The sequence below is a fragment of the Alphaproteobacteria bacterium genome (assembly GCA_020638555.1).
GTDB lineage: Bacteria > Pseudomonadota > Alphaproteobacteria > Bin95 > Bin95 > JACKII01.
This window is the reverse complement of sequence record JACKII010000005.1, coordinates 260,488-281,794: the sequence shown is the minus strand read 5'-3', so window position 1 is coordinate 281,794 and position 21,307 is coordinate 260,488. Positions and strand designations below refer to the sequence as shown.

Below are 21,307 nucleotides of genomic sequence, written 5' to 3'. Positions count from 1 at the left end.
CTTAGCGCCGATACCGCGTTACGACGCAACGTTCACAGGCCGGGATGCCGTATGCCGCTCATTTCCAAGCCCGCGACGGGTCCGTTCACCTCAACCGAACGGACAATCATCACCGTGCCGGTGCTGGCGGCGTCGTTGCTGCACTCCATCAACATGTCGAGCGCCTATGTGGCCCTGCCGCAAATGCAGGGCAATCTGTCGGCGACGCCGGACCAGATCGGCTGGGTGATCACCGCCTTCGTCGTCGCGACGGCGGTGGGCACGATCCTGACCGGCTGGTTCAGCCAGCGCTTCGGCCGCAAGGTCGTGTTCCTGGGGGCGATTGCCGGCTTCACGCTGACCTCGCTGCTCTGCGCCTTCGCGACGGGGCTGGAAGACCTGGTGGCGTACCGCGCCATGCAGGGGTTCGTCTCCGCGCCGCTGCTGCCGGTGGCCCAGTCGATCATGCTCGACACCTATCCGCGCGAGCGGCACGGCTTCGCCATGTCGATCTGGTCCATGGGCATGATCATCGGCCCGGTGGTGGCGCCGACCCTGGGGGCGTTCCTGACCGACGAGTTCGGCTGGCGCTATCTGTTCTACATGAACATTCCCATGGGCGTGCTGGCCTTTGCCGGCATTCTCGTCACCCTGCCGTCGGCCAAGAGCCAGACCCAGCCCATGGACTGGCTGGGGGTGGTGACGCTGATCGTCGGCGTGTCCTGCCTGCAACTGGTGCTGGACCGGGGCGAGCGGCTCGGCTGGATGGGATCGACGGAAATCGTGGTCGAGGCGGCGCTGGCCGGGCTCTGCCTCTATGTCTTCGTCGTGCACTGCCTGACCGCGCGGCGACCGTATCTGAATTTGACCATGTTCCGGGACCGCAATTACGTCATCGGCCTGATGCTGATTTTCGTCTTCGGCGTCGCCGTGTTCGCGAGCCTGTTCATCCTGCCGCTGTTCATGCAGAACGTGCAGGGCTATCCGGTGATGACGGCGGGCTGGATCGTTTCCGCCCGCGGCATCGGCACCATGATCGCGATGCTGAGCGGCGGCTTCCTGGCGGACCGGATCAGTGGCAAGTATCTGATCCTGACGGGGCTGGTTGCGGTCTGCGCGTCCAATGCCTGGATGACCACCTGGACCGCCAGCGTGCCGATGGAGCAGATCGTCTACCTGACGCTGGTCAACGGGTTCGGCATGGGCATCATGTGGGTGTCGCTGGCGACCGTGACCTTCTCCACCCTGGAATCGACCCTGCGGGTGGAGGCGGCGTCGCTGTTCGCGCTGGTGCGCTCCATCGGTGCGTCCATGGGCACCAGCGCCATCGTCATGACGCTCACCCGGTCGGCGCAGACCAGCTATGTGGAACTGCGCGACCACGTCACCCCCTACAGCGAGGCGATCCGCGCCATGGGCTCGGGCCTGCCCTGGGACATGGATACGGTGGCGGGGTTGTCGGCCCTGCGCGGCCTCGTCATCAACGAGGCGCGCATGGTCGCGTTCCTGAACGACTTCACCCTGCTGGTGATCGTCGTCATCATCCCGATGCCGCTGGTCTTCTTTCTGAAGAAACCCGCCGGTCGCTGACGGGGTTTGGCGACGACGGGCTTGGGCGATATCGGGCCCGGGCGATAACGGGCCCGGGCGATAACGGGGAGGGCCGGCTCTATTCGGCCATCACCTGCTGCTTGGCGGTGATGAGCAGGTCGTCCATCTGCCGGCGCACCTGGTGTTCCGAGGCCTGAATCGCCTTGGCCTGCAGGTCGCCCAGCACCTTTTGCAGCACGTCGTCGTCGCCCGGCTTGTCGAAATCCGACTGGACGACTTCCTTGGCATAGGTCGCACGCTCGTCGCCAGACAGCCCCATCAGGTCGCCGGCCCACTCGCCCAGCAGGCGATTGCGCCGGACCATTACCTTGAATTGCAGCTCCTGATCGTGTTGGAACTTCGACTCGAACTGCTTCTCGCGGTCATTGAACGTGCTCATGCCAGACAGAACCCTTTGCCGGTGATCGGAATATCATGGCATATAGCGAGCCTGTCCCCACGGAGCAATGCGATCCGCGTTACAATTCATGTGTACTGTCGTCACTCTTCGCCGCCCCGGCCATGACTGGCCGCTGCTGCTGGCCGCCAATCGCGACGAGATGCTGGGCCGGGCCTGGTCGCCGCCGGCGCGCCACTGGCCCGACCGCCCGACCGTCCGCGCCGGCCTGGATCACGAAGCCGGTGGCTCGTGGCTGGGCGTGAACGATGCCGGCGTGGCCGTCGCCATCCTGAACCGCCGCGGCTCCCTGGGCGCGGCCGAGGGCAAGCGCAGCCGGGGGGAGTTGGTGCTGCGTGCGCTCGGCGCCGCCTCGGCACGGGCGGCGATGGAGGACATTGCCGCGGTCGACGCGGGCGCCTATCGCAGCTTCAACATGATGGTGGCCGATGCCCGCGACGGGTTCTGGCTGAAAGGAGTCGGCGCGGGCGCGGTCGAGGCGGCGGCCCTGCCGGAAGGGATCGGCATTCTCACCGCCTGGGACCTGAACGACACGGGCCTGTCGGCGCGGACCGCCTTCTATCTGCCCCGGTTCCGCGCCGCCCGGCCGCCGGCGCCGGAAGCGGGCGACTGGCGCGAATGGCAGGGCTTGCTGGAATCGACCGAGACGGCGCGCGGCGTGCACGATCCGAACGGTGCGATGACGGTGGAAACCGACTGGGGGTTCGGCACGGTGTCGCGCGCGCTGGTGGCGCTGCCGCGCGCCGGCGAGCCGGTCTGGCTGTTCGCCGGCCTTCACCCCGAGCCGACCGGCTACGTGCCCGTCGCCGGCTAGGTGCCGCGACCGCAAAGGCCGTGGCGTGTTGCGCTGCGTCATGCTAAGAACCAAATTCGTTCCAATTTCTCGCTAGGAAACCTCCATGGCCCGCCGCAGGCGTATCTACGAGGGCAAGGCCAAGGTCTTGTACGAAGGCCCGGAACCCGGCACGCTCGTCCAGTATTTCAAGGATGACGCCACCGCCTTCAACAACCAGAAGCACGACGTGATCACCGGCAAAGGGGTCCTGAACAACCGGATCTCCGAGTTCATCATGTTGCGCTTGCAGGAAGTCGGAATCCCGACCCATTTCATCAAACGGGTCAACATGCGCGAGCAGTTGATTCGCGAGGTGGAAATCGTCCCGGTCGAGGTGGTGGTGCGCAACATCGCCGCCGGCAGCTTTGCCAAGCGCTTCCGCCAGGACGAGGGCACGCCGCTGCCCCGCTCCATCGTCGAGTACTATTACAAGTCCGACGAGTTGGGCGACCCGCTGATCACCGAAGAGCACATCACCGCCTTCGGCTGGGCCAGCCCGCCGGAGCTGGACGACATGTTCAACCTGGCGCTGCGCATCAACGACTATCTCTCCGGCCTGTTCATGGGCGCCGGCATGCGGCTGGTCGATTTCAAGGTCGAGTTCGGCCGGCTCTACACGCCGGAAGATGTGCGCATCGTCCTGGCCGACGAGATCTCGCCGGACAGCTGCCGCCTCTGGGACGTCAAGACCAACGAGGTCATGGACAAGGACCGTTTCCGCAAGGATATGGGCGGCCTGCGCGAGGCCTATCAGGAAGTGGCGCGCCGGCTCGGCATCCTGCAGGAACTGGGGCCGGTGGACGTCACCAGCGCCAATGACGACGACGACAAGACAGCGTGAAGCGACCATGATCAGAGCGGAAGTGCGCGTGATGCTGAAAACCGGTGTGCTGGACCCGCAGGGGCAGGCCATCGGCAAGGCGCTGGGCCATCTGGGCTTTGGCGGGGTCGACGGCGTGCGCCAGGGCAAGCTGATCGTGCTCGACCTGGCCACGGACGACCGGGGGCAGGCGGAGGCCCAGGCCCGCGCCATGGCGGAGCAACTGCTCGCCAACCCGGTGATCGAGGACTTCTCCGTCGAACTGGTGGACGGCTAGAGCGATGAGCTTGCGCGCAGGCGTGGTGGTGTTTCCCGGCTCGAACTGCGACCGGGACGGGGCGGTGGCGCTGGCCCATGTGACCGGCCGCAGCCCGAAAATGATCTGGCACCAGGATACGGAACTGCCGCCGCTGGACCTGATTTTCCTGCCCGGCGGCTTTTCCTATGGCGATTATCTGCGCTGCGGCGCCATCGCCGCCCACTCGCCGGTGATGCGCGAGGTGGTGGCGGCGGCCCGCAAGGGCGTGGCCGTGCTGGGGGTCTGCAACGGCTTCCACCTGCTGACCGAAAGCGGCCTGCTGCCGGGCGCGCTGATCCGCAATGCCGGCCTGAAATTCGTCTGCCACAGCGTCGCCCTCAGCGTGGAGCGCACGGACACGCCGTTCGCCGCCCGCTACGACAAGGGCCAGACGCTGCGCATTCCCATCGCCCATGGCGACGGCAACTACAATGCCGACGCGGAGACGCTGGCCCGGCTGGAGGGCGAGGGCCGGGTGGCGTTCCGCTATGCGGGCGACAACCCGAACGGCTCCGCCGATGCCATTGCCGGCCTCTACGACGAAACCGGCCGCGTGCTCGGCATGATGCCCCATCCCGAACGGGCCGTGGAGCCGGCGCTCGGCTCCTCGGACGGCCTGCCCCTGTTTCAGTCGCTGGCGGAGGCGCTGGCATGACGACCGACCGCATTCCCGCGTCCGACCTGCCGGACATCCAGGCCTCGGCCGAGGCGGACGGGCTCGCCCAGGGCCTCAGCCCCGAGGAATACGCCCGCGCCTGCGAGATCTGCGGCCGCGCGCCGAACCTGCTGGAACTGGGTATTTTCTCGGTGATGTGGAGCGAGCACTGCTCCTACAAGTCGTCGAAAAAGTGGCTGCGCCAGTTTCCGACCAAGGCGCCGTGGGTGATTTTCGGCCCGGGTGAGAATGCCGGCGCCGTCGCCATCGGCGACGGGCTGGCCGCCTGCTTCAAGATGGAAAGCCACAACCACCCCAGCTTCATCGAGCCCTATCAGGGCGCGGCGACCGGCGTGGGCGGCATTCTGCGCGACGTCTTCACCATGGGCGCAAGGCCGGTGGCGATCCTGAACGCGCTGCGCTTCGGCGATCCCGCGCACCCGAAGACCCGCCACCTGATCGGCGGCGTCGTTCGCGGCATCGGCGGCTACGGCAATTGCGTCGGCGTGCCGACCGTTGGCGGCGAGTGCGAGTTCGACCCGTCCTACAACGGCAACCCGCTGGTCAACGCCATGGCGGTCGGCATCGCGCCGGCGGACCGCATTTTCACCGCCAAGGCCGAGGGCGCGGGCAACCCCGTCGTCTATGTCGGCGCCAAGACCGGCCGCGATGGCATTCACGGCGCCACCATGGCCAGCACCACCTTCGACGACGAGGCGGAGCAGCAGCGCCCGACCGTGCAGGTCGGCGACCCGTTCACGGAAAAACTGCTGATCGAGGCCTGTCTGGAACTGATGGCGACCGACGCCATCGTCGCGATCCAGGACATGGGTGCGGCCGGCCTGACCTCGTCCAGCTTCGAGATGGCGAGCAAGGGCGGCCTCGGCGTCGAATTGGCGCTGGACCGGGTGCCGATGCGCGAGACCGGCATGCGCCCCTACGAGATCATGCTCTCCGAAAGCCAGGAGCGTATGCTGATGGTCCTGAAGCCCGGCCAGGAGGCCGTGGCCGAGGCGATCTTCACCAAATGGGAGCTGGACTTCGCCGTCATCGGCAAGCTCACGCCGTCCGGCCGCATGGTGCTGACCTGGGACGGCACCACGGTCGCCGACGTGCCGATCCCGCCGCTGGCCGACGAGTCGCCGGAATACGACCGGCCCTGGGTCCCGACGCCGCCGCGCCCGGCGCTCGATGCCGCGAGCCTGCCGCCGCTCGGCGACTGGCGCGATGCGCTCAAGCGGCTGATGGGCAGCCCGAACGGTGCCTCCAAGCGCTGGATCTGGGAGCAGTACGACCATTCCGTCATGGGCGACAGCCTGGTGGTGAACGGGGTCGGCCCCGGTGGTGACGCGGCCCTGGTGCGCATTCACGGCACCGCCCGCGCCCTGGCGCTGACCAGTGACTGCACCCCCCGCTATTGCCAGGCCGACCCGGTGCAGGGCGGCCGCCAGGCGGTGGCGGAGGCCTATCGCAACCTGTCGGCCACCGGCGCGAAGCCGCTGGCGCTGACCGACAACCTGAATTTCGGCTCGCCGCAGCGGCCGGAGATCATGGGCCAGTTCGTCGGCTGCACCCAGGGCATGGCCGAGGCCGCGGGCGCGCTCGACTTCCCCGTCGTCTCCGGCAATGTCTCGCTCTACAACGAGACCAATGACCAGGAAATCCTGCCGACGCCCGTCGTCGGTGGCCTGGGCGTGCTGGACGATCTGAGCCACGCCGTCAGCATCGCCTGGGGCGAGGCGGGCCTGGACCTGGTGCTGATCGGCACGGGCGCGGGCCATCTGGGCTGTTCCGCCTATCTGCGCGACGTGCTGGGGCGCGCCGGCGACGAGGCGGGTCCGCCGCCGCCGGTCGATCTGGCCGCGGAAAGGCGCAATGGCGAGTGCGTGCGCTCGCTGATCGGCCGCGGGCTGGTCGCGGCCTGTCACGACCTCTCGGACGGTGGCCTGCTGGTGGCGGCGGCGGAAATGGCGCTCGCCAGCCGCTGCGGCTGCGCGCTGACCCTGGCCGATGCCGGGGCGGGCGCGCTGTTCGGCGAGGACCAGGGCCGCTATCTGCTCGCCACCGGTCGCGCCGACGAGGTTCTGGAGCGGGCGAGGGCGGCAGGTGTCGCTGCGGTCGCGGTCGGTCGTACCGGCGGCGATGCGTTGACAGTGAACGGCGGCGCGCCAATATCATTGGATGACCTGCGCGCCGCCCACGAAGGGTGGCTGCCGGCTTTTGCCGACGCCATAGCCTGACCACCCCCACCGGACGGAGTTCCCCGACCATGCCGATGGCCGCCCACGATATCGAGGCCCTGATCAAGGAAGCCTTCCCGGATGCCCAGGTGAAAATCCAGGATCTGGCCGGGGATGGAGACCACTACGCCGCGCAAATCACCTCTGCGGCGTTTGCAGGCAAAAACCGGGTGCAGCAACACCAAATGGTCTACAAGGCCCTGCAAGGCCGCATGGGCAACGAGTTGCACGCGCTGGCATTGCAGACCAGCGTGCCCGACCAGGGCTAGGCCTCCGCAAGGGGCGCGTGCCGAGAAGGCTTGAAGTTTTCACCGGAATTTGCGACGCATTCGCAAATCTGTCAGCCAGGAGATCCTCCGATGAGCAATTCGGTTCACCAGCAGATCCAGTCCACCATCGACGGCAACGACGTCGTGCTGTTCATGAAGGGCACGCCGATGTTCCCGCAGTGCGGTTTCTCCGCCGCGGTGGTGCAGGTGCTCTCGCACATGGGCGTGCCGTTCCAGGGCGTGAACGTGCTGGAAAGCATGGAAATCCGCCAGGGCATCAAGGACTTCTCGTCCTGGCCGACCATTCCGCAGCTCTACGTCAAGGGCGAGTTCGTCGGCGGCTGCGACATCATCCGCGAGATGTACGAGAATGGCGAGCTGGAAGACCTTCTGAAAGACAAGGGCATCGCCCCGGCGGCCGCCTGACCCGGCCGGGCGCGGCGGTTCCCCATGCTGCAACTGCGCCCGAACTGCGAATACTGCGACAAGGATCTGCCGCCCGAGGCGGCGGATGCGATGATTTGCAGTTATGAGTGCACCTTCTGCGCCGATTGCGTCGAGCGGCACCTGCACAATGTCTGCCCCAACTGCGGCGGCGGCTTCTCGCTGCGCCCGATCCGCCCGGCGCGGGCGCATCGCCCCGGCGTGAGCCGCACGCACCAGCCGCCACAGGCCGAGCGGGTGCATCCGAAGCACGACAAGGCGGCCATCGCCGCCTTCGTCGCTGCCCTGAAGGACACGGCTCCCGCGGACCGCTGACGGCTTTCGCCGGTGTGGCGCCGATGTTTCCCGGAGCCCGCGGAGCGGAAGCTGTTTCCCGGAGCCCGCGGAGCGGGCATCCGGGATCGGTGTCCTTCATCGAACATCGCCATCGTCTATGTTCGCGAGAGCGACCGGCCCCGGATCGGCGCTCCGCGCCGTCCGGGGATGAGGTGCGATTGGGCGCCTATTCCGCCGCGACCGACTTGTTCGACGGGTCGAGATGGGCGACCTTCGGCGCCACTTCCTTCTGGATCATCTCGAACGAGTTGCGCCAGACCTCCGGCTTGTCGGCATAGTCGAAGCCGAACACCAGCAACTGGCCGAAGCCGCCCACGTCTTCGTAGACCTGCTCGATCTTCTCGGCGACCGTGGCCGGCGAGCCGACCAGCCAGTTGTGCTTGGCGCAATAGGCGGCCGTCACGTCGCTGTCGGGCACGCTCGGGTCGTGCTTCAGGTATTCCAGGAAGCCGAAATTCGAGAGCAGCGGCAGGAAATACTCGCTCATCATCCGGCCCATCATGCCGTTGACGGCTAGGTCCCACGCCTTTTCGTCGGTCTCGGCGACGAAGATCTCGCGCACCATGCGCCACTCGCCCCGGTCCGGCGTGCGGCCGGACTTGCGCGCGCCTTCCTCCACCGCATCCCAATGGCTGCCGACATAGGCGGGGTTCAGGTTCAGGCTCATGGGCATGAAGCCATGCTCGCCCGCCATTTTCAGCGTGTCGGAATTCTTGGAGAGGCCGGCGACGCCGATCGGCGGGTGCGGGCTCTGCACCGGCTTGATGTGCGGGCGCAGGAAGCCGAACATCTCGCCGCCCTTGGTGACGTGCCAGTATTTGCCCTTGAAGTCGAACTCGTCCTCGCTCCACATTTTCAGGATGATGTCGAGCGCCTCGCGGGTCATGTCGCGGTTCTGGCCGCTCATGCCGTCGACATTGAACAACTGCCAGTCGCTGGGCAGGCCGCTGGCGGCGATGCCGAAATTCAGCCGGCCTTCGGACAGATGGTCCAGCATGGCGACGCGGTTCGCCAGTTCTGCCGGATGATGATAGGGCAGCAGGAAGCCGCCGGGGCCGATGCGGATATTCTGGGTCTCGCGCAGCGCCTGGGCGATCAACAGGTCCGGCGTGGGGTTGGGCTCCCAGGGGGCGGTGTGGTGCTCGCCGATCCAGATTTCGGAAAAGCCCAGTTCGTCGAGCCAGCGAAAGGTCATCAGGTCGAAATCGTGCCCGTCTTTCAGGCTCCGCTCCGGCGGATGCGAGGGCATGGTGAAGAATCCGAATTTCATGGTCGTTTCCTCCTGTGGTTGCGGGACGCCATGCTAGGGTTCCGCCCGGCAGTCTGCCAGCCGACGGCGACGAATGCGAGAGATTGCGTATCAATTTTGCTGCCCGGTGCGCAGGGCTTGTCCGCGCCCGGCCGGAGGCGGCAGACTGGCCCCTCTTTGCCCTGCCGATCCGACTGGAAGCATTGCCGTCATGACCGCCTATCTCATCGTCCGCGCCGAGGTGTCCGAAGCCGACCGGGAGGCCTTCGACCACTGGTACGAAACCGAGCATCTGCCCGACGCCAAGCGGGCCTTCGCCACCCTGTCCGCCCGGCGGGGCTGGAGCGATGTCACCCCCGGCGTGCACATCGCCCTCTACGAATTCCCGGACCTGGCAGCGGCCCGGGCCGCGACCTCCGGCGACGCCATCAAGGCCCTGATCGCCGAATTCGACCGGGTCTGGCAGAGCCGGGTGGTGCGCACCCGCGAGGTGGTCGGCATCAAGCAAGTGCTATAGAGCGGGTTCTTTCCCCGCTGGCACCCCATCTTCCCTGTCCCCGCGGAAGCGGGAGAGGGGGCAACCCGTGCCGAAAGCGCCCGGGCCCGCCTTTCTCCCTTGGCGCTTGTTCCCCGGACGGTGCGGAGCGCCGCTGTTCCCCGGACGGTGCGGAGCGCCGATCCGGGGCCGGTGTCTTCATCCGAATACCGCCCGCGCCGGTGTTCGTTCCCGCCAACCGGTCCCGGCTCTCGCCTCCGGCTCGGCCGGGAAACACCCGCTGCGATGGCCGGGGTGCACGCGTCCCTACCGCCGGGCCAGCGTGTAGCCGACGCTCTCCCGGTCCCAGGTTTCGGCCGTGACGCCGGCGTCGCGCAGGTCGCCCTTGCGCAGCTTGCCCGAGGCCGTCTTGTCGAGGGCGGCGATGAAGGCGACGAAGCGGGGCACCGCATAGCGCGGCATGCGCTCGGCGCAATAGTCGAGCAGGGCGACGCAGTCGACCCGCGGCTGCCCCGCCGCCGGCACGATCACCGCCTTCACCTCTTCCTCGCCGCCGGCCCCTTCGACCCGGACGCCGACGACGGCGCTTTCGGCCACCAGCGGATGGCCGTTCAGCACCTGCTCCACCTCGAAGGCGGAGATGTTCTCGCCGCGGCGGCGGATGCAGTCCTTGATCCGGTCGATGTAATGGACGCGGCCGCGCTCATCCATGCGGCAGGCGTCGCCGGTGTGGAACCAGAGATTGCGCCAGGCCTCCACCGTGCGTTCCGGCATGTTGTAATAGCCGGCGGAAAAGCAGCCAGGGATGTTGGGCCGGATCAGCAATTCGCCCACTTCGCCCGCCGGCAGCGGGTCGTCGGTCTCGGGATCGCCGATGCGGACCTCGAAATGCTCGGTCTGCGGATAGCCGGCGCAGCCGCCGATCACCGGCTCGCGGTCGTGCCGGTCCCCCCAGACCGGCATGCCGCATTCGGTCATGCCGAAGCCTTGCAGGAAGCGCACGCCGAACCGGTCCTCGAAGGCCTGGCCCCATTCCTTCGAGATCGGCACCGCCATGATCAGCCGCAGGCCGTGGTCCCGGTCGCGCGGGCCGGGCGCGGTGTTGAACACGAATTCCGGCATCACGCCCAGCAGGTTGGTGATGGTGGCGCCGCAGGCGATCACCTCGTCCAGCCAGCGGTTCGGGCTGAACCGCTCGACCAGATGCACCCGCGCGCCGGCCAGATGCGCCGCCATCACCTGGATGAACAGGCCGTTGACGTGGAACACCGGCATGGAGACGTAATAGACGTCGTCCGCCGCGAGGCCCGTCGCGCCGTTCGAGCCGGCGCCGAACAGATAGCAATGCCCGTGCGGCAGCAACACGCCCTTGGCCGGGCCGGTGGTGCCGCTGGTGTACATGATGCCGGCGATCGTGTCCTTGGTGGGCGTGAAATCCGGCGGTGACGCAGCGGTGCCGCTCGCCTCGAACGCCGCCCAGGTCTCGACCCGCGCCGAGGCGAGGGCGGGCGGCGGCGCGGACGGGGCGTCGCCCGCCACCACCACCAGATGGCCCGGCTGGGCGCTGCCGGGGTCGACGCCGTTGAAGGCATCCAGCAGGCCGGCCTCGCCAATCACCAGGCCCGGCGCGCTGTTCTGCAACTGGTGTTGCAGGAAGGCGCCGCGCAGTTCGGTGTTGATGGGCACGACCACCGCGCCGCATTTCATGGTGCCGATCATGGCGATCAGGAATTCCGCCCGGTTCTTCACCAGCAGCATCACCCGGTCGCCCTCGCCGATGCCGCGGGCGGCGAGCGCCGCGGCCACCGCGTCGGAACGGCGGTCGAAGCCGGCATAGGTCAGGTCCGGCGCACCGTCGCCGAACGTGATCCAGACCCGTTCGCCGCGTGCGGCGGCCTGGTCCCGCACCTGATGCACCAGGGTCCAGCGGCTGTGGTCCGGCAGTTGGTCGCTCATCTTGGGCTCTCGTTCGGCGTCCGGTTGGGCTAAGATGCAGCCTAGCGCCCGCGCCGGGCAAGAGCCAACCGCCGGGCAAGATCCCTCCGTCGCCAAAGGATCGGCAACGACCATGCGAGACTACACCGCGAACCGGCTTTTCGACCTCTCCGGCAAGGTCGCGCTCGTCACCGGCGGCAGCCGCGGCCTGGGGCGCGAAATGGTGCGCGCCTTCGCCCAGGCCGGCGCCGACGTGATGATCGCCAGCCGCAAGCTGGCCCAGTGCGAGGAACTGGCGGACGAAATTCGCGCCCAGACCGGCCGTCGCGCCTTTCCCCATGCCGCCAATGTCGGCGACTGGAGCCAGGTGGAAGCCATGGTCGAGGCCGCCTACGAGCATTTCGGCCGCGTCGACGTGCTGGTGAACAATGCCGGCCTGTCGCCACTCTACCCCTCGCTGGACGATGTGGGCGAGGACCTGTTCGACAAGGTGTTCAGCGTCAATCTGAAAGGCCCGTTCCGCGCCATGGCCATGGTCGGCAAGCGCATGGCGGCGGGCGAGGGTGGCTCGATCATCAATGTCAGTTCCACCGCCAGCGTGAACCCGAACCGCACCACCGCCCCCTATGGCGCGGCCAAGGCGGCGCTGAACCACATGACCGCCACCTTTGCCCAGGAATACGGGCCGAAGGTGCGGGTGAACTGCATCATCCCCGGCCCGTTCGACACGGACATTTCCGTCGGCTGGTTCCATTCCGAGGCCTTTGCCGAGCGCGCCGCCACGCGCATCGCCCTGAAGCGCGGCGGCCAGCCGAACGAGATCGTCGGCGCGGCCTTGTATTTCGCCTCCGACGCGTCCAGCTTTACCACCGGCACCACGTTGCGGGTCGACGGCGGCAGCATCGGCTAGACGCACCGCCCGCCCCCTCCCATTTCGCCAGGACCCGGACCGTATGAACCACGACACCTATGCCGACGCCTATCTGAAGCGGGTGCTGAACGGCACCAAGACCGTCGCCATGGTCGGCGCCTCGCCGAACTGGAACCGGCCCAGCTATTTCGTGATGAAGTATCTGCAAACCAAGGGCTACAAGGTCTATCCGGTGAACCCGCGCGCGGTGGGCGAGACCATTCTGGACGAGCCGGTCTATGCCAGCCTCGCCGACCTGCCGGAGACGGTGGACATGGTCGACATTTTCCGCGCTTCCGAGGCGGCGAGTCCGATCACGGACGAGGCCATCGCCCACGGCGCCAAGACCGTGTGGATGCAACTCACCGTCCGCAACGACGCGGCCGCCGCCCGCGCCGAGGCGGCCGGCCTCGACGTGGTCATGGACCGCTGCCCCAAGATCGAATACGCGCGCCTGAACGGGGAATTGTCCTGGAACGGCGTCAATTCCCGCGTGATCTCATCGAAGCGGCGCAAGCTGGCCTGATCCGGCCGAGGGCGAGCCCGACGCGCTTCTGTACCCCGGCCGCCGCGGAGCGGGGAGCCGGGGCCGCTCGCTCTCGCGAACACGGGCGGTGGCGGTGTTCGGATGAAGACACCGGTCCCGGATCGGCGCTCCGCACCGTCCGGGAAACAGTGGCTGCGGTCCCGACGGGGATTGGCGGCGCTGTTAGCCGGCCGAGGGCGAGCCCAAGACGCTATGTACCCCGGACGGTGCGGAACGGGCCTGTACCCCGGACGGTGCGGAGCGCCGATCCGGGGCCGCTCGCTCTCGCGAACACGGGCGGTGGCGGTGTTCGAAGGATGACACCGGCCCCGGATGCCTGCTCCGCAGGCTCCGGGGAATAGTGGTGGCGTCAGCCCGCCTTCAGGTAATCGGCCAGCCGTTCCATGGCGGTCGTCAGGCGCTGCGGATCCTGGGCGAAGCAGAGCCTGAGCCAGCCCTCGCCGCCGGGGCCGAAGCTGCTGCCGGGGGCGACGCCGACCTTGGTCTTGCGGAACAAATCCTTGGCGAAGGCCAGGCTGTCGGTCATGCCGTCGACCTTGCAGAAGGCATAGAAGGCGGCGCGCGGCGGGTCGATATGGACCCGGTCCATCGCTTGCAGCGCCGGCACCATCGCCTCGCGCCCGGCGCGGCAGCGCGCCACCATGTCGGCCACGAAGGGCTCGCCTTGCGTGATCGCGGCGAGGCCGGCCTTTTGCAGGAAGGGCGGCACGCAGGCGGTGTGGTATTCGATCATGCTGAACAGCGCATCGGTCACCCAGACCGGCGTCACCATCCAGCCCATGCGCCAGCCGGTCATGGCCCAGGCCTTGGAGAAGCTGTTGATGCCGATCACCGGATCGTCCGGCCCGGCCAGGTCCAGGAAGGACGGGGCCACCGGCCGGTCATAAACCAGCCGGCTGTAGACCTCGTCGGCGACGATCCAGAGGCCGCGCTCGCGGGCGAAGTCCAGCAGGGCCTGCTGCTGCTCGCTTTCCATCATCCAGCCGGTCGGGTTGCCGGGCGAGTTGACGAAGATGGCGCGGGTGCGCGCGCCGCAGGCGTCCATCACCGCCTGGGTGTCCAGCTGCCAGACGCCGTTTTGCTGCTCCAGCGAGACGCGGGTGACGGACGCGCCCATGGCCAGGGCCGATTGCTCGCAATTGGGCCAGACCGGGTCGACCAGCACCATGTTGTCGCCGGCGTCCAGGATCGCCATCAGCGCCAGCATGATCGCGTTCATGCCGGACGTGGTCACCGTCACCCGCTCGGCCGCGACCGGCCTGCGGTAGAGGCCGGAAAGGTAGGTTCCCAGGGCCTCGCGCAGTTCCGGCAGGCCCAGCTTGTGGGTGTAGAAGGTCTCGCCCGCCTGCATGGCGGCATAGGCGGCGTCGGCGATGAAGGCCGGGGTCGGCACATCGCTTTCGCCGTACCAGAGCGGGATGATGTCCTTTTGGCCGATGCCGAGCCGCGCCACCTCGCCGATCAGGTGTGGCGGCATCTCGACGATCGGCCGGCGCAACCGGGCCAGGCCCGGCGCGTTGTCCGGGCCGCGGCCCGTGGGCGGAACGGTGGTGCGAGCCATGAAACGGGCCTCCGAAGGCGCGGGGCAGGATTGCGGGCGAACCCTACCCCAGCGGGCCGGAGGCGTTTAATGCGCCATGATGACCGGTATCTCGGCGTTGGCCAGGATGTGGCTGGTGGGGCCGCCGAAAATCGTCTGGCGCAGGCGCGAGCGGGTGTAGCCGCCCTTGACCAGCAGGTCCGCGCCCAGCTTTTGCGCCTCGTCCAGCATGGCCTCGCCGGCGCCGCGGCTGCCGGCGGCGACGTCGTCGCGCTCGGCCTTGATGCCGCTCCGCTCCAGATAGGTCACGATCCCGCCGCCGTCCGGGCCGGTGACGACGCCGGTGTCGACGGTGACGACGGTGACCTTTTCGGCATGGCGCAGCAGCGCCTTCGACAGCGCAATGGTGCGCGCGGTTTCGCTGGAGCCGTTCCAGGCGATCACCACATTGCGCCCGACCGAGGCCGGCGCCTGCGGCGGTGCGATCAGCAGCACGCGGCCGGTGTCGAACAGGGCGGTTTCCAGCGTGGTCATCGGCGGGCTGTCCGCCTCGCGGCCGGGACGGCCGACGACGATCAGGTCGAACAGCCGGCCATAGCCGCCCAGGCCGCCGCCGACGCCACTGATCTCGGTGACCAGCGCCTGGCTGCCGGTGCCCTGGTCCCGGCAGGCGGAGAGGAATTGCTGTTGCAGGCGCTCGGCGCGGGCCATGTCCTCGCGCTCGAAACTCTCGATCAGCGCCGGCGTCGTCGCGCCGGTATCGTCGCTGGCCAGGATGACGCTCGGTTCGGCGCGGATATAGGCGCCTTCGATAAAACTCTCGAAGCGCGCGCCGACCAGTGTCGCACACCGCACCATGGAGGGCATGCCGGACGTTTCGCTAAGCGGCACCAAAATCGCCTTCATTTCAGCCTCACACTTCCGGTGTGTTATCGAAAAGATGCATAGGAGCCATGCGATCAGAGCATGGCCGGACCCCTATCGCAACGTAGCAAAAGGTACAGGTTGTCGCATGCAAGGGGCAAGCGCCTTGGCTGGAGATATGGCGGAACTCCGCGATGTCCAACCGCAACCGTGCCGTTCCAACCTGTTTAGGAGTATGGCGGTCGCGAATCCATGGGACGATGCCGCCCGTCGCGGCGGTATTTGCGCGCATCGGAGTAGCGCAAACGGCCTTGCCCCCACCGCCCGGCTTGGGCGATGGGGGCGCGGGGATTGGGGGGGCGGTCAGGCGACCAGCCGTCCCTTGATTTCGTGCGGCAGGGTGCCCTCGCAGGGGCGCTCGCCGCAATGGCAGGTGAAGGGGCGGAACAGCCGGTCCTCGGTCTGCTCGTAGTTCATCGTCACCCAGTCGCCGGGCAAGATCCGGCGGCGGGCGGTGAAGGTGCGGGTCACCATGTCGACATCGCAGTTCGGATCGCAGCGATGCAGGATTTTGCCCATGAAATAGGGGTCGTGCAGATAGACGCCCGGCTCCACCTGCAAGGTGAAGAGCGTGATGTCGCTGCAAAAGAACCCGGTGAAGCGGAACACGATCTCGCCAGCGTGGAAGGGGGTGAGCGCGACCACGCCCTCCCCCATGCCGCGGCCGATGCTTTGGATCGCAAACCGCTCGCGCGTCGGCTCGTGCGGAAATTCCGGAACCGCGTCCGGATAGAACCGCGTCATTTGCGCAGAAGCGTCTGGCTCTCGATCCCCGCAGGGGCGAACCAGTCCTTGACGGCCTGAACGACGGCATCCGCCTCGAAGTCCTTGCAGGAAAAGACGTCGAGATACATGTCGCGGGCTTCGTCGTTGGTGTGGATGGTGATGGCGCTGGTCTGGATCAGCTGGACGGCGGAAATGCCGACCTCGTCGCCGTCGCCGAAGCGTTCCACGAACGGTTCGCCAAACGCCACCATGTCGATGCGCTTGACCATGTCGCGGCAGAAATCCGCGATTTTCACTTTCTCCAGCAGCGCGGCATTGCAGCCCGACGCTGTCAGGATCACGTGTTTCCCATAATGTCTGACGCCATCGATGACGATGCGCTTATAGGGCATGGATGGGGGGTATCCTTCAGGAACAGAGGTGACACAACCGATGAAGCGCCCGCCGCCGGAGCGAGCCGGGCGAGAGCGCTTCCCGCTCTCAGCGCCCGGAACGGGGGCGCAACCGGCTGCGGTCGATCAGGCCGCGTAAGCGGTACTTCTTTCCGTGTCCTGATCCCTGCAGATGGCGGCTATATGAGGAAAACCCCCCGCGCGAACAAGCGGATATTGCGGTCTCCGCCCGCTTCGGATTGTGCCAGAATGCCGCATGGGACCGGGCCGGCCGCAACCGCCCGTTTCGCCCCGGATTCCGGGCCGATTCCGGGCCGATTCCGGGGCGATTCAGTCGGTATTGGCGGGGGCGCCCGGCGGTATTGTGCACCGGCCGGAGCGGTGGGGAGGGGTCAGGCGTCGTGCCAGCTGGTCCAGTCGGCCAGCGGCGCGCGCTCGGTCTGCAACCGGTTGATGGCCGCGGTCTCGTCCGCATGGCCGAGCGCCATGCCGCAGACCACGGTCTGCTCCGCACCGAAGCCCAACTCCTGGCGGACGACGGTGTGGTAATGGCACCAGGCCGCCTGGGCGCAGGTGTCGAGGCCGAAGCCGCGCGCCGCCGTGACCACATTGCCGAGGAACATGCCCAGATCGAGCCAGCTGCCGATCTCCAGCGCCTTGTCGATGGTGAAGACGATGCCGACCGGGGCGTCGAAAAACGTGAAATTGCGGTTGTGCTGCGCCCACATCTTGTCGGTGTCGCCGCGGCCGATGCCCAGCAGGCCGTACATGTCCCAGCCGACCTTGCGCCGGCGCGCCTTGTAGGGCTCGGGGAAGTCCTTGGGATAATAGCTGTATTCGGCGGTGTGACGGTCGTTCTCGGTCTCGCGCGCGTGCAGCACGGCCCGGCAGAGCCGGTCGCGGGCCGCGCCCGTCACCACATGCGCCTGCCAGGGCTGCATGTTGGTGCCGGACGGCGCCCGCGCGGCGACGTCCAGGATGGCGCGCACGGTCTCCAGCGGCACCGGCGTCGGCAGGAAGGCGCGCACGGACCGGCGCGAGGTGAGGGCGGCTTCGACCGCGGTATCCATTTTCGGGGGGGCGGCATGGTTCATGGCAGACGGTTTATCCGTTGGCGGGTGGGTTGGGTGGGAGGCCCATGGGGTAGCAGACCCACGGGGTAGCGGACCCACGTGATAGCAGACCCACGTGATAGCAGACAGGGACGGCGCCGCCACTCTCGCCCGAAATTGCTTTAACGCGGCAGGGTCACGTCGATGCGGAACCGCCCGTCCGGCGTCGCCTCCGCGTGGAGCCGTCCGCTGTGCAGTTGCAGGAACGACTTGACCAGGGACAGGCCGAACCAGCTGGATGCGCCGCGCACTTCCGACGCGTTCAGGCCCGAGCCGAGCGGGTCGCGGAGCGCGGTCGTGATTTCGCGCTCCAGGCCGGCGCCGTCGTCTTCGAGGCGCAGCGTGGCGCTGCCGTCTTCGGCATGGTGGGCCGACAGCGTGATGGTGTGCACGTCGCGCCCGGAGGCCGTCGCAAATTCCAGCAGGTTGACCAGGATTTGCCGCACGCCCCGCTCCTCGCCCCAAACGGTGACAGGGTCCTCCGACGGTGCCGCCGCCGCCAGCCGCAGATTGCGTTCGGTGACGCGGGGCGCCATCAGGTCCATGGTTTCGGCAATGATTTGGTCGAGATCGCAAACGGATTTGGACAGCGAATAGCGGCCGGATTCGAGGCGGGTCAGGTCCAGGATATCGTCGACCAGCTCCAGCAGGCGTTGGGCGCTGTCGTTGACGGCGTCGATGCACTGGGCGTAGTCGGCCGACAAGGGGCCGTAAATCTGATCCCGCATGGCTTCGCCGAAGCCCAGAATGGCGTTCAGCGGCGTGCGCAGGGAATGGTTCATCAGGTGCAGGAACGCTTCCTTGGCGCGCGCGGCGTCTCCCGCGGCCTCCCGTGCCAGGCGCAGTTCCTCTTCGGCCCGGCGCAGTTCCGTCACGTCCTGGTCGATCCGCGTGACCTGCTGAACCCGGCCCTCGGCATCGATGTGCTGCGCGGCGATGCTCCGGATATTGCGCACCTCGCCGTCGGCGCGGACGATGCGAACCTCCTGCGTGTCCTGCGCCACGGTGGCGCGTTCGCCGCCGGCGGCGCGGCGTTCCAGATCGGTCGGGTGGATCAGCGCCAGCATGTTTTCGAACTCGCGCGGCGACTGTGCCTCGGGCACGCTCCAGATGCGCGCCATGCCGCTGGACCAGAGGCCGTCGCGGCGCTGCGGCCAGAAGGCGTAATGGCCGAACCCCGCCAGTCGCTCGATCTCTTCGACCACCGCGGTGGTGACCGTGTCCGGCAGGTTGTGCGTGCGATACAGGTCGTCGATGCGGCTGGCGTTTGCCATCAACCGGAGCGGTGCCGCCGCCCGAACGCGCGAGACGGTCAGGCGCCACCACGACTCCTTGTCCGGCGGCCCGATCCGGTGATCGACGGTTTCGCTGGCGTGTTCGTCGCCCCAGTCCCATGTCATCCACGCCGCCAGGTCGAGGCCGACCGCGCGCAGTGCGGCGGGTTCGGCCAGCGACCAGCGGCCGGGGGCGGAGAGGCCCAAAAATTGCCGCGCCGCCGCGGTGTTCAGCAGCACCCGGTCGATCAGGCCGGGATGGCCGGATTCGAGAAACAGGATCGGCGATGCGATCCCGGCCAGGGCATCAAATCCGCCCGGTGCCACGAGGCCCGCTTTGATCGGTTCTTGTGAGACAGTCACGCAATCGCAGCCCTCACGGAGCCCTCCCAGCGGTCGGATGCAATGGGCGGAAACGGGGAAAGGGAACGGCGCCATCGGGCAGGATGACGTTCGCCGCATTCGAGCAAATATTACGCCAATTGTACACATACGGTAGTGGTAACGTAAATATTTGCAATTGTTGATAATTATTCGTTGTGATATTCATAAGTTACTCAACCGTAAATAGTTAATGTTCGGTTGGCACTCGAAGCAGAGAGGAGCAGTTTCATGTCGTACGGTGATCTCCAAGGCGTCCGTTTGCCCGATGCGGTGACGGTGCAGGATGGCCCGATCGAAGATATAGCCAGGTTTCTGCTGACGGCAGACCAAATCGCGCGCGACCGGGGCATTCGCTTGCGCGTGCGGCGCGACATTGACGAACTGGTGGCCTTGAACCGCCGCGAGGCGGCCGCGGGAAACTGGTATCCGCTGTTTCCGGTGTTCGACCCGGCGCAGAACGAGGTGGACGAAACCAACTTCTATTGGATCAGCGGGACCGCCGAGAACGGGGAGACCGTGGTTGCCCAGGCCGGCCGGCTGTTCGACTGGCACGACCCCGACCCAACCGCATTGATCGCCCGGTTGCTGTATCCGAATGCGCGCCGGCACCCGCCCATTCTCCTGGACCGGAGCTCGGTCAAGTCCGTGTCGGGACGGGTGTGTTTCAGCGGCAGCACATGGTTTCATCCCAACTACCGCCGGTTGGGCCTGTCTCGCATTCTGCCGCGGGTCAGTCGGGTGTTTGCGTTCGGGCAATGGTCGACGGATTGGACCATCAGTGTGGTTCGGCGCGAGCATGTGGAACTCAATATCGCCAGTGCTTACGGGTATTCGGACATCCAATTGGGCATCCTCGCGCCGGGGCATCCGATTGGCGACCTCGATATCGCATTAGTGCGTATGCCGCGAAGTGAGCTTTTCAGCGATATCGAGCGATTCGTCGCCGAGCGGCTCGCCGTCCGACGGCAGGTCGCCTGAAGCCTCTGCTTTGGGGGGGAGGTCGCCACTGGTTGCGCCTTCCGCTTCCGAGGAAATCAAGATGGAGGCGCAGGTTACCAGCAACTTGTTATCGGCAGTGCGCCAGGGCAGCAGCAGCCGTTCGTAGCGGCTGCGGCGCCCTGGTCCGCTATCCGAGCGAATGCATGCGGTAACGTAGTCAAGGCTGGGCATGCCCGTCTTGACCACCTTGCTGTATTGGCCAAGCAGCCATTGGCCATAATCGACATCCGGTTGGCGGTTGATCGGCGCGCCAATAATATTGGCCTTTTGGCGGGCATCGTAAAATTTGAAACCTTCGCCCATGAACTGGAACCGCAGAGGATCGCTTACGCCGTCCGCGGTCATCACGATCAGCCGGTAGTCGAGGCCGTAGTTGATCAGGAACGGCATGGTGGTGTCGTCGAACACGCTCGCGGAAATGCGCCATTTTTGGAACAGCGGCCGCAACGGGTTGTCGTCCGTATCCGCCATGCTCTCCAGCTGCAGCGGCTTGGCGCCGAACCGGGGCTCATAGGCCTCGCCCGATTTTTCGCACAGCTCCACCAGGCGGTGCAGCATGGCCGGATCGTTGGGCCAGACCTCCGACGTCCATTCCCGGTCGTAATGCTGGATTTCGCCGTGGGAGAAATTCTGGCCGACCAGCACCCGCAGCGCGCTGTCGAGCGCGGCGCTGCTGACCAGGCTGGGACGCATGCGGACCATCATACGCTCCGTCGACCGCCGCGCGATCGAGACGAATCCCAGATTGCGCACGACATAATCGCCCGCATCGAAATCCGGATTGGAGTATCCGATGCGTTCGAAAAATGCCTCGGTTCCAGGCGCATAGATGGCTCCTTCGGGAGAGACACTGACTTGCATCTTTCTGGGTCCCCCGGTCCTGCGCACACTTCGGGCCAGTTCGCGAGCGAACATTCAGTCGTCCCTATTCAACT

The 21,307-nt window shown here is 67.0% G+C and carries 23 protein-coding genes; 13 read left to right on the top strand and 10 right to left on the bottom strand.

All coding sequences use genetic code 11. From position 1 onward, the window contains the following. The first annotated feature begins 51 nt into the window (after nt 1–51). Nucleotides 52–1,569, top strand: a complete 1,518-nt coding sequence (locus H6844_17660) for a DHA2 family efflux MFS transporter permease subunit (GenBank protein MCB9931234.1) — start codon at nt 52–54, stop codon at nt 1,567–1,569. A gap of 79 nt (nt 1,570–1,648) precedes the next feature. On the opposite strand, the gene H6844_17655 is transcribed toward H6844_17660, so the two are convergent. Further along, nucleotides 1,649–1,969 (bottom strand): DUF1476 domain-containing protein, encoded by a 321-nt coding sequence (locus tag H6844_17655; GenBank protein MCB9931233.1) that lies wholly within the window; start codon nt 1,967–1,969, stop codon nt 1,649–1,651. A gap of 88 nt (nt 1,970–2,057) precedes the next feature. Between H6844_17655 and H6844_17650 the strand changes: the two genes are divergently transcribed. The 8 genes from H6844_17650 (at nt 2,058) to H6844_17615 (ending at nt 7,863) form a co-directional block, all read left to right on the top strand. Continuing rightward, entirely contained in the window at nt 2,058–2,801 is a 744-nt protein-coding gene (locus tag H6844_17650; protein MCB9931232.1) for an NRDE family protein, read from the top strand. An 85-nt stretch (nt 2,802–2,886) separates the two neighbouring features. Further along, complete coding sequence (locus H6844_17645; GenBank protein ID MCB9931231.1) at nt 2,887–3,663, top strand: phosphoribosylaminoimidazolesuccinocarboxamide synthase; 777 nt, start codon at nt 2,887–2,889, stop codon at nt 3,661–3,663. Nucleotides 3,664–3,673: 10 nt separating this feature from the next. Continuing rightward, nucleotides 3,674–3,919, top strand: coding sequence for a phosphoribosylformylglycinamidine synthase subunit PurS (purS, locus tag H6844_17640; GenBank protein MCB9931230.1), 246 nt, complete (start codon nt 3,674–3,676; stop codon nt 3,917–3,919). Between the two features lie 10 nt (nt 3,920–3,929). Beyond that, nucleotides 3,930–4,595, top strand: a complete 666-nt coding sequence (gene purQ / locus H6844_17635) for a phosphoribosylformylglycinamidine synthase subunit PurQ (GenBank protein MCB9931229.1) — start codon at nt 3,930–3,932, stop codon at nt 4,593–4,595. Continuing rightward, a complete protein-coding gene (gene purL, locus H6844_17630) occupies nt 4,592–6,835 on the top strand; it encodes a phosphoribosylformylglycinamidine synthase subunit PurL (GenBank protein MCB9931228.1) in 2,244 nt (747 codons plus the stop codon). Before purQ ends, purL begins: the two co-directional genes overlap by 4 nt. 29 nt (nt 6,836–6,864) lie before the next feature. Next, nucleotides 6,865–7,104, top strand: a complete 240-nt coding sequence (locus H6844_17625) for a BolA family transcriptional regulator (protein ID MCB9931227.1) — start codon at nt 6,865–6,867, stop codon at nt 7,102–7,104. Nucleotides 7,105–7,194: 90 nt separating this feature from the next. Further along, entirely contained in the window at nt 7,195–7,530 is a 336-nt protein-coding gene (grxD, locus tag H6844_17620) for a Grx4 family monothiol glutaredoxin (protein ID MCB9931226.1), read from the top strand. A gap of 24 nt (nt 7,531–7,554) precedes the next feature. Continuing rightward, on the top strand, nt 7,555–7,863 hold the full coding sequence (locus H6844_17615) for a DUF1272 domain-containing protein (protein ID MCB9931225.1): 309 nt from the start codon (nt 7,555–7,557) through the stop codon (nt 7,861–7,863). Nucleotides 7,864–8,050: 187 nt separating this feature from the next. On the opposite strand, the gene H6844_17610 is transcribed toward H6844_17615, so the two are convergent. After that, nucleotides 8,051–9,154: an LLM class flavin-dependent oxidoreductase gene (locus tag H6844_17610; GenBank protein MCB9931224.1), complete on the bottom strand. Its 1,104-nt coding sequence runs from the start codon at nt 9,152–9,154 to the stop codon at nt 8,051–8,053. A gap of 190 nt (nt 9,155–9,344) precedes the next feature. Here H6844_17610 and H6844_17605 point away from each other — a divergent pair, with 190 nt between their 5' ends. After that, entirely contained in the window at nt 9,345–9,650 is a 306-nt protein-coding gene (locus H6844_17605; GenBank protein ID MCB9931223.1) for a hypothetical protein, read from the top strand. A 285-nt stretch (nt 9,651–9,935) separates the two neighbouring features. Here the strand turns inward: H6844_17605 and H6844_17600 are convergent, their stop codons facing one another. Next, nucleotides 9,936–11,585, bottom strand: a complete 1,650-nt coding sequence (locus tag H6844_17600; GenBank protein ID MCB9931222.1) for an AMP-binding protein — start codon at nt 11,583–11,585, stop codon at nt 9,936–9,938. A 112-nt stretch (nt 11,586–11,697) separates the two neighbouring features. Here H6844_17600 and H6844_17595 point away from each other — a divergent pair, with 112 nt between their 5' ends. Continuing rightward, nucleotides 11,698–12,474 carry an SDR family oxidoreductase gene (locus H6844_17595; GenBank protein MCB9931221.1) on the top strand — a complete coding sequence of 259 codons (777 nt, stop codon included), beginning with the start codon at nt 11,698–11,700 and terminating at the stop codon, nt 12,472–12,474. 43 nt (nt 12,475–12,517) lie between these two features. Beyond that, nucleotides 12,518–13,000, top strand: a complete 483-nt coding sequence (locus H6844_17590; GenBank protein ID MCB9931220.1) for a CoA-binding protein — start codon at nt 12,518–12,520, stop codon at nt 12,998–13,000. A gap of 370 nt (nt 13,001–13,370) precedes the next feature. On the opposite strand, the gene H6844_17585 is transcribed toward H6844_17590, so the two are convergent. The 6 genes from H6844_17585 to H6844_17560 all read right to left on the bottom strand — a co-directional run bounded on the left by H6844_17585 (nt 13,371) and on the right by H6844_17560 (nt 19,316). Then, on the bottom strand, nt 13,371–14,582 hold the full coding sequence (locus H6844_17585; protein ID MCB9931219.1) for a pyridoxal phosphate-dependent aminotransferase: 1,212 nt from the start codon (nt 14,580–14,582) through the stop codon (nt 13,371–13,373). Nucleotides 14,583–14,648: 66 nt separating this feature from the next. Beyond that, complete coding sequence (locus H6844_17580; GenBank protein ID MCB9931218.1) at nt 14,649–15,452, bottom strand: universal stress protein; 804 nt, start codon at nt 15,450–15,452, stop codon at nt 14,649–14,651. A gap of 336 nt (nt 15,453–15,788) precedes the next feature. Continuing rightward, on the bottom strand, nt 15,789–16,229 hold the full coding sequence (locus tag H6844_17575) for an SET domain-containing protein-lysine N-methyltransferase (GenBank protein MCB9931217.1): 441 nt from the start codon (nt 16,227–16,229) through the stop codon (nt 15,789–15,791). Then, the gene (locus H6844_17570; protein ID MCB9931216.1) at nt 16,226–16,603 is read right to left on the bottom strand and encodes an S-adenosylmethionine decarboxylase; all 378 of its coding nucleotides are present in this window, start codon (nt 16,601–16,603) and stop codon (nt 16,226–16,228) included. The genes H6844_17575 and H6844_17570 overlap by 4 nt, the downstream gene beginning before the upstream one ends. A gap of 392 nt (nt 16,604–16,995) precedes the next feature. After that, nucleotides 16,996–17,697, bottom strand: a complete 702-nt coding sequence (locus H6844_17565) for a nitroreductase (protein MCB9931215.1) — start codon at nt 17,695–17,697, stop codon at nt 16,996–16,998. Nucleotides 17,698–17,837: 140 nt separating this feature from the next. Continuing rightward, nucleotides 17,838–19,316, bottom strand: a complete 1,479-nt coding sequence (locus H6844_17560) for a PAS domain-containing protein (GenBank protein ID MCB9931214.1) — start codon at nt 19,314–19,316, stop codon at nt 17,838–17,840. Nucleotides 19,317–19,601: 285 nt separating this feature from the next. Here H6844_17560 and H6844_17555 point away from each other — a divergent pair, with 285 nt between their 5' ends. Next, nucleotides 19,602–20,351 (top strand): hypothetical protein, encoded by a 750-nt coding sequence (locus H6844_17555; protein ID MCB9931213.1) that lies wholly within the window; start codon nt 19,602–19,604, stop codon nt 20,349–20,351. On the opposite strand, the gene H6844_17550 is transcribed toward H6844_17555, so the two are convergent. Continuing rightward, entirely contained in the window at nt 20,265–21,233 is a 969-nt protein-coding gene (locus H6844_17550; GenBank protein ID MCB9931212.1) for a hypothetical protein, read from the bottom strand. The genes H6844_17555 and H6844_17550 overlap by 87 nt on opposite strands. Between the last annotated feature and the right edge of the window lie 74 nt (nt 21,234–21,307).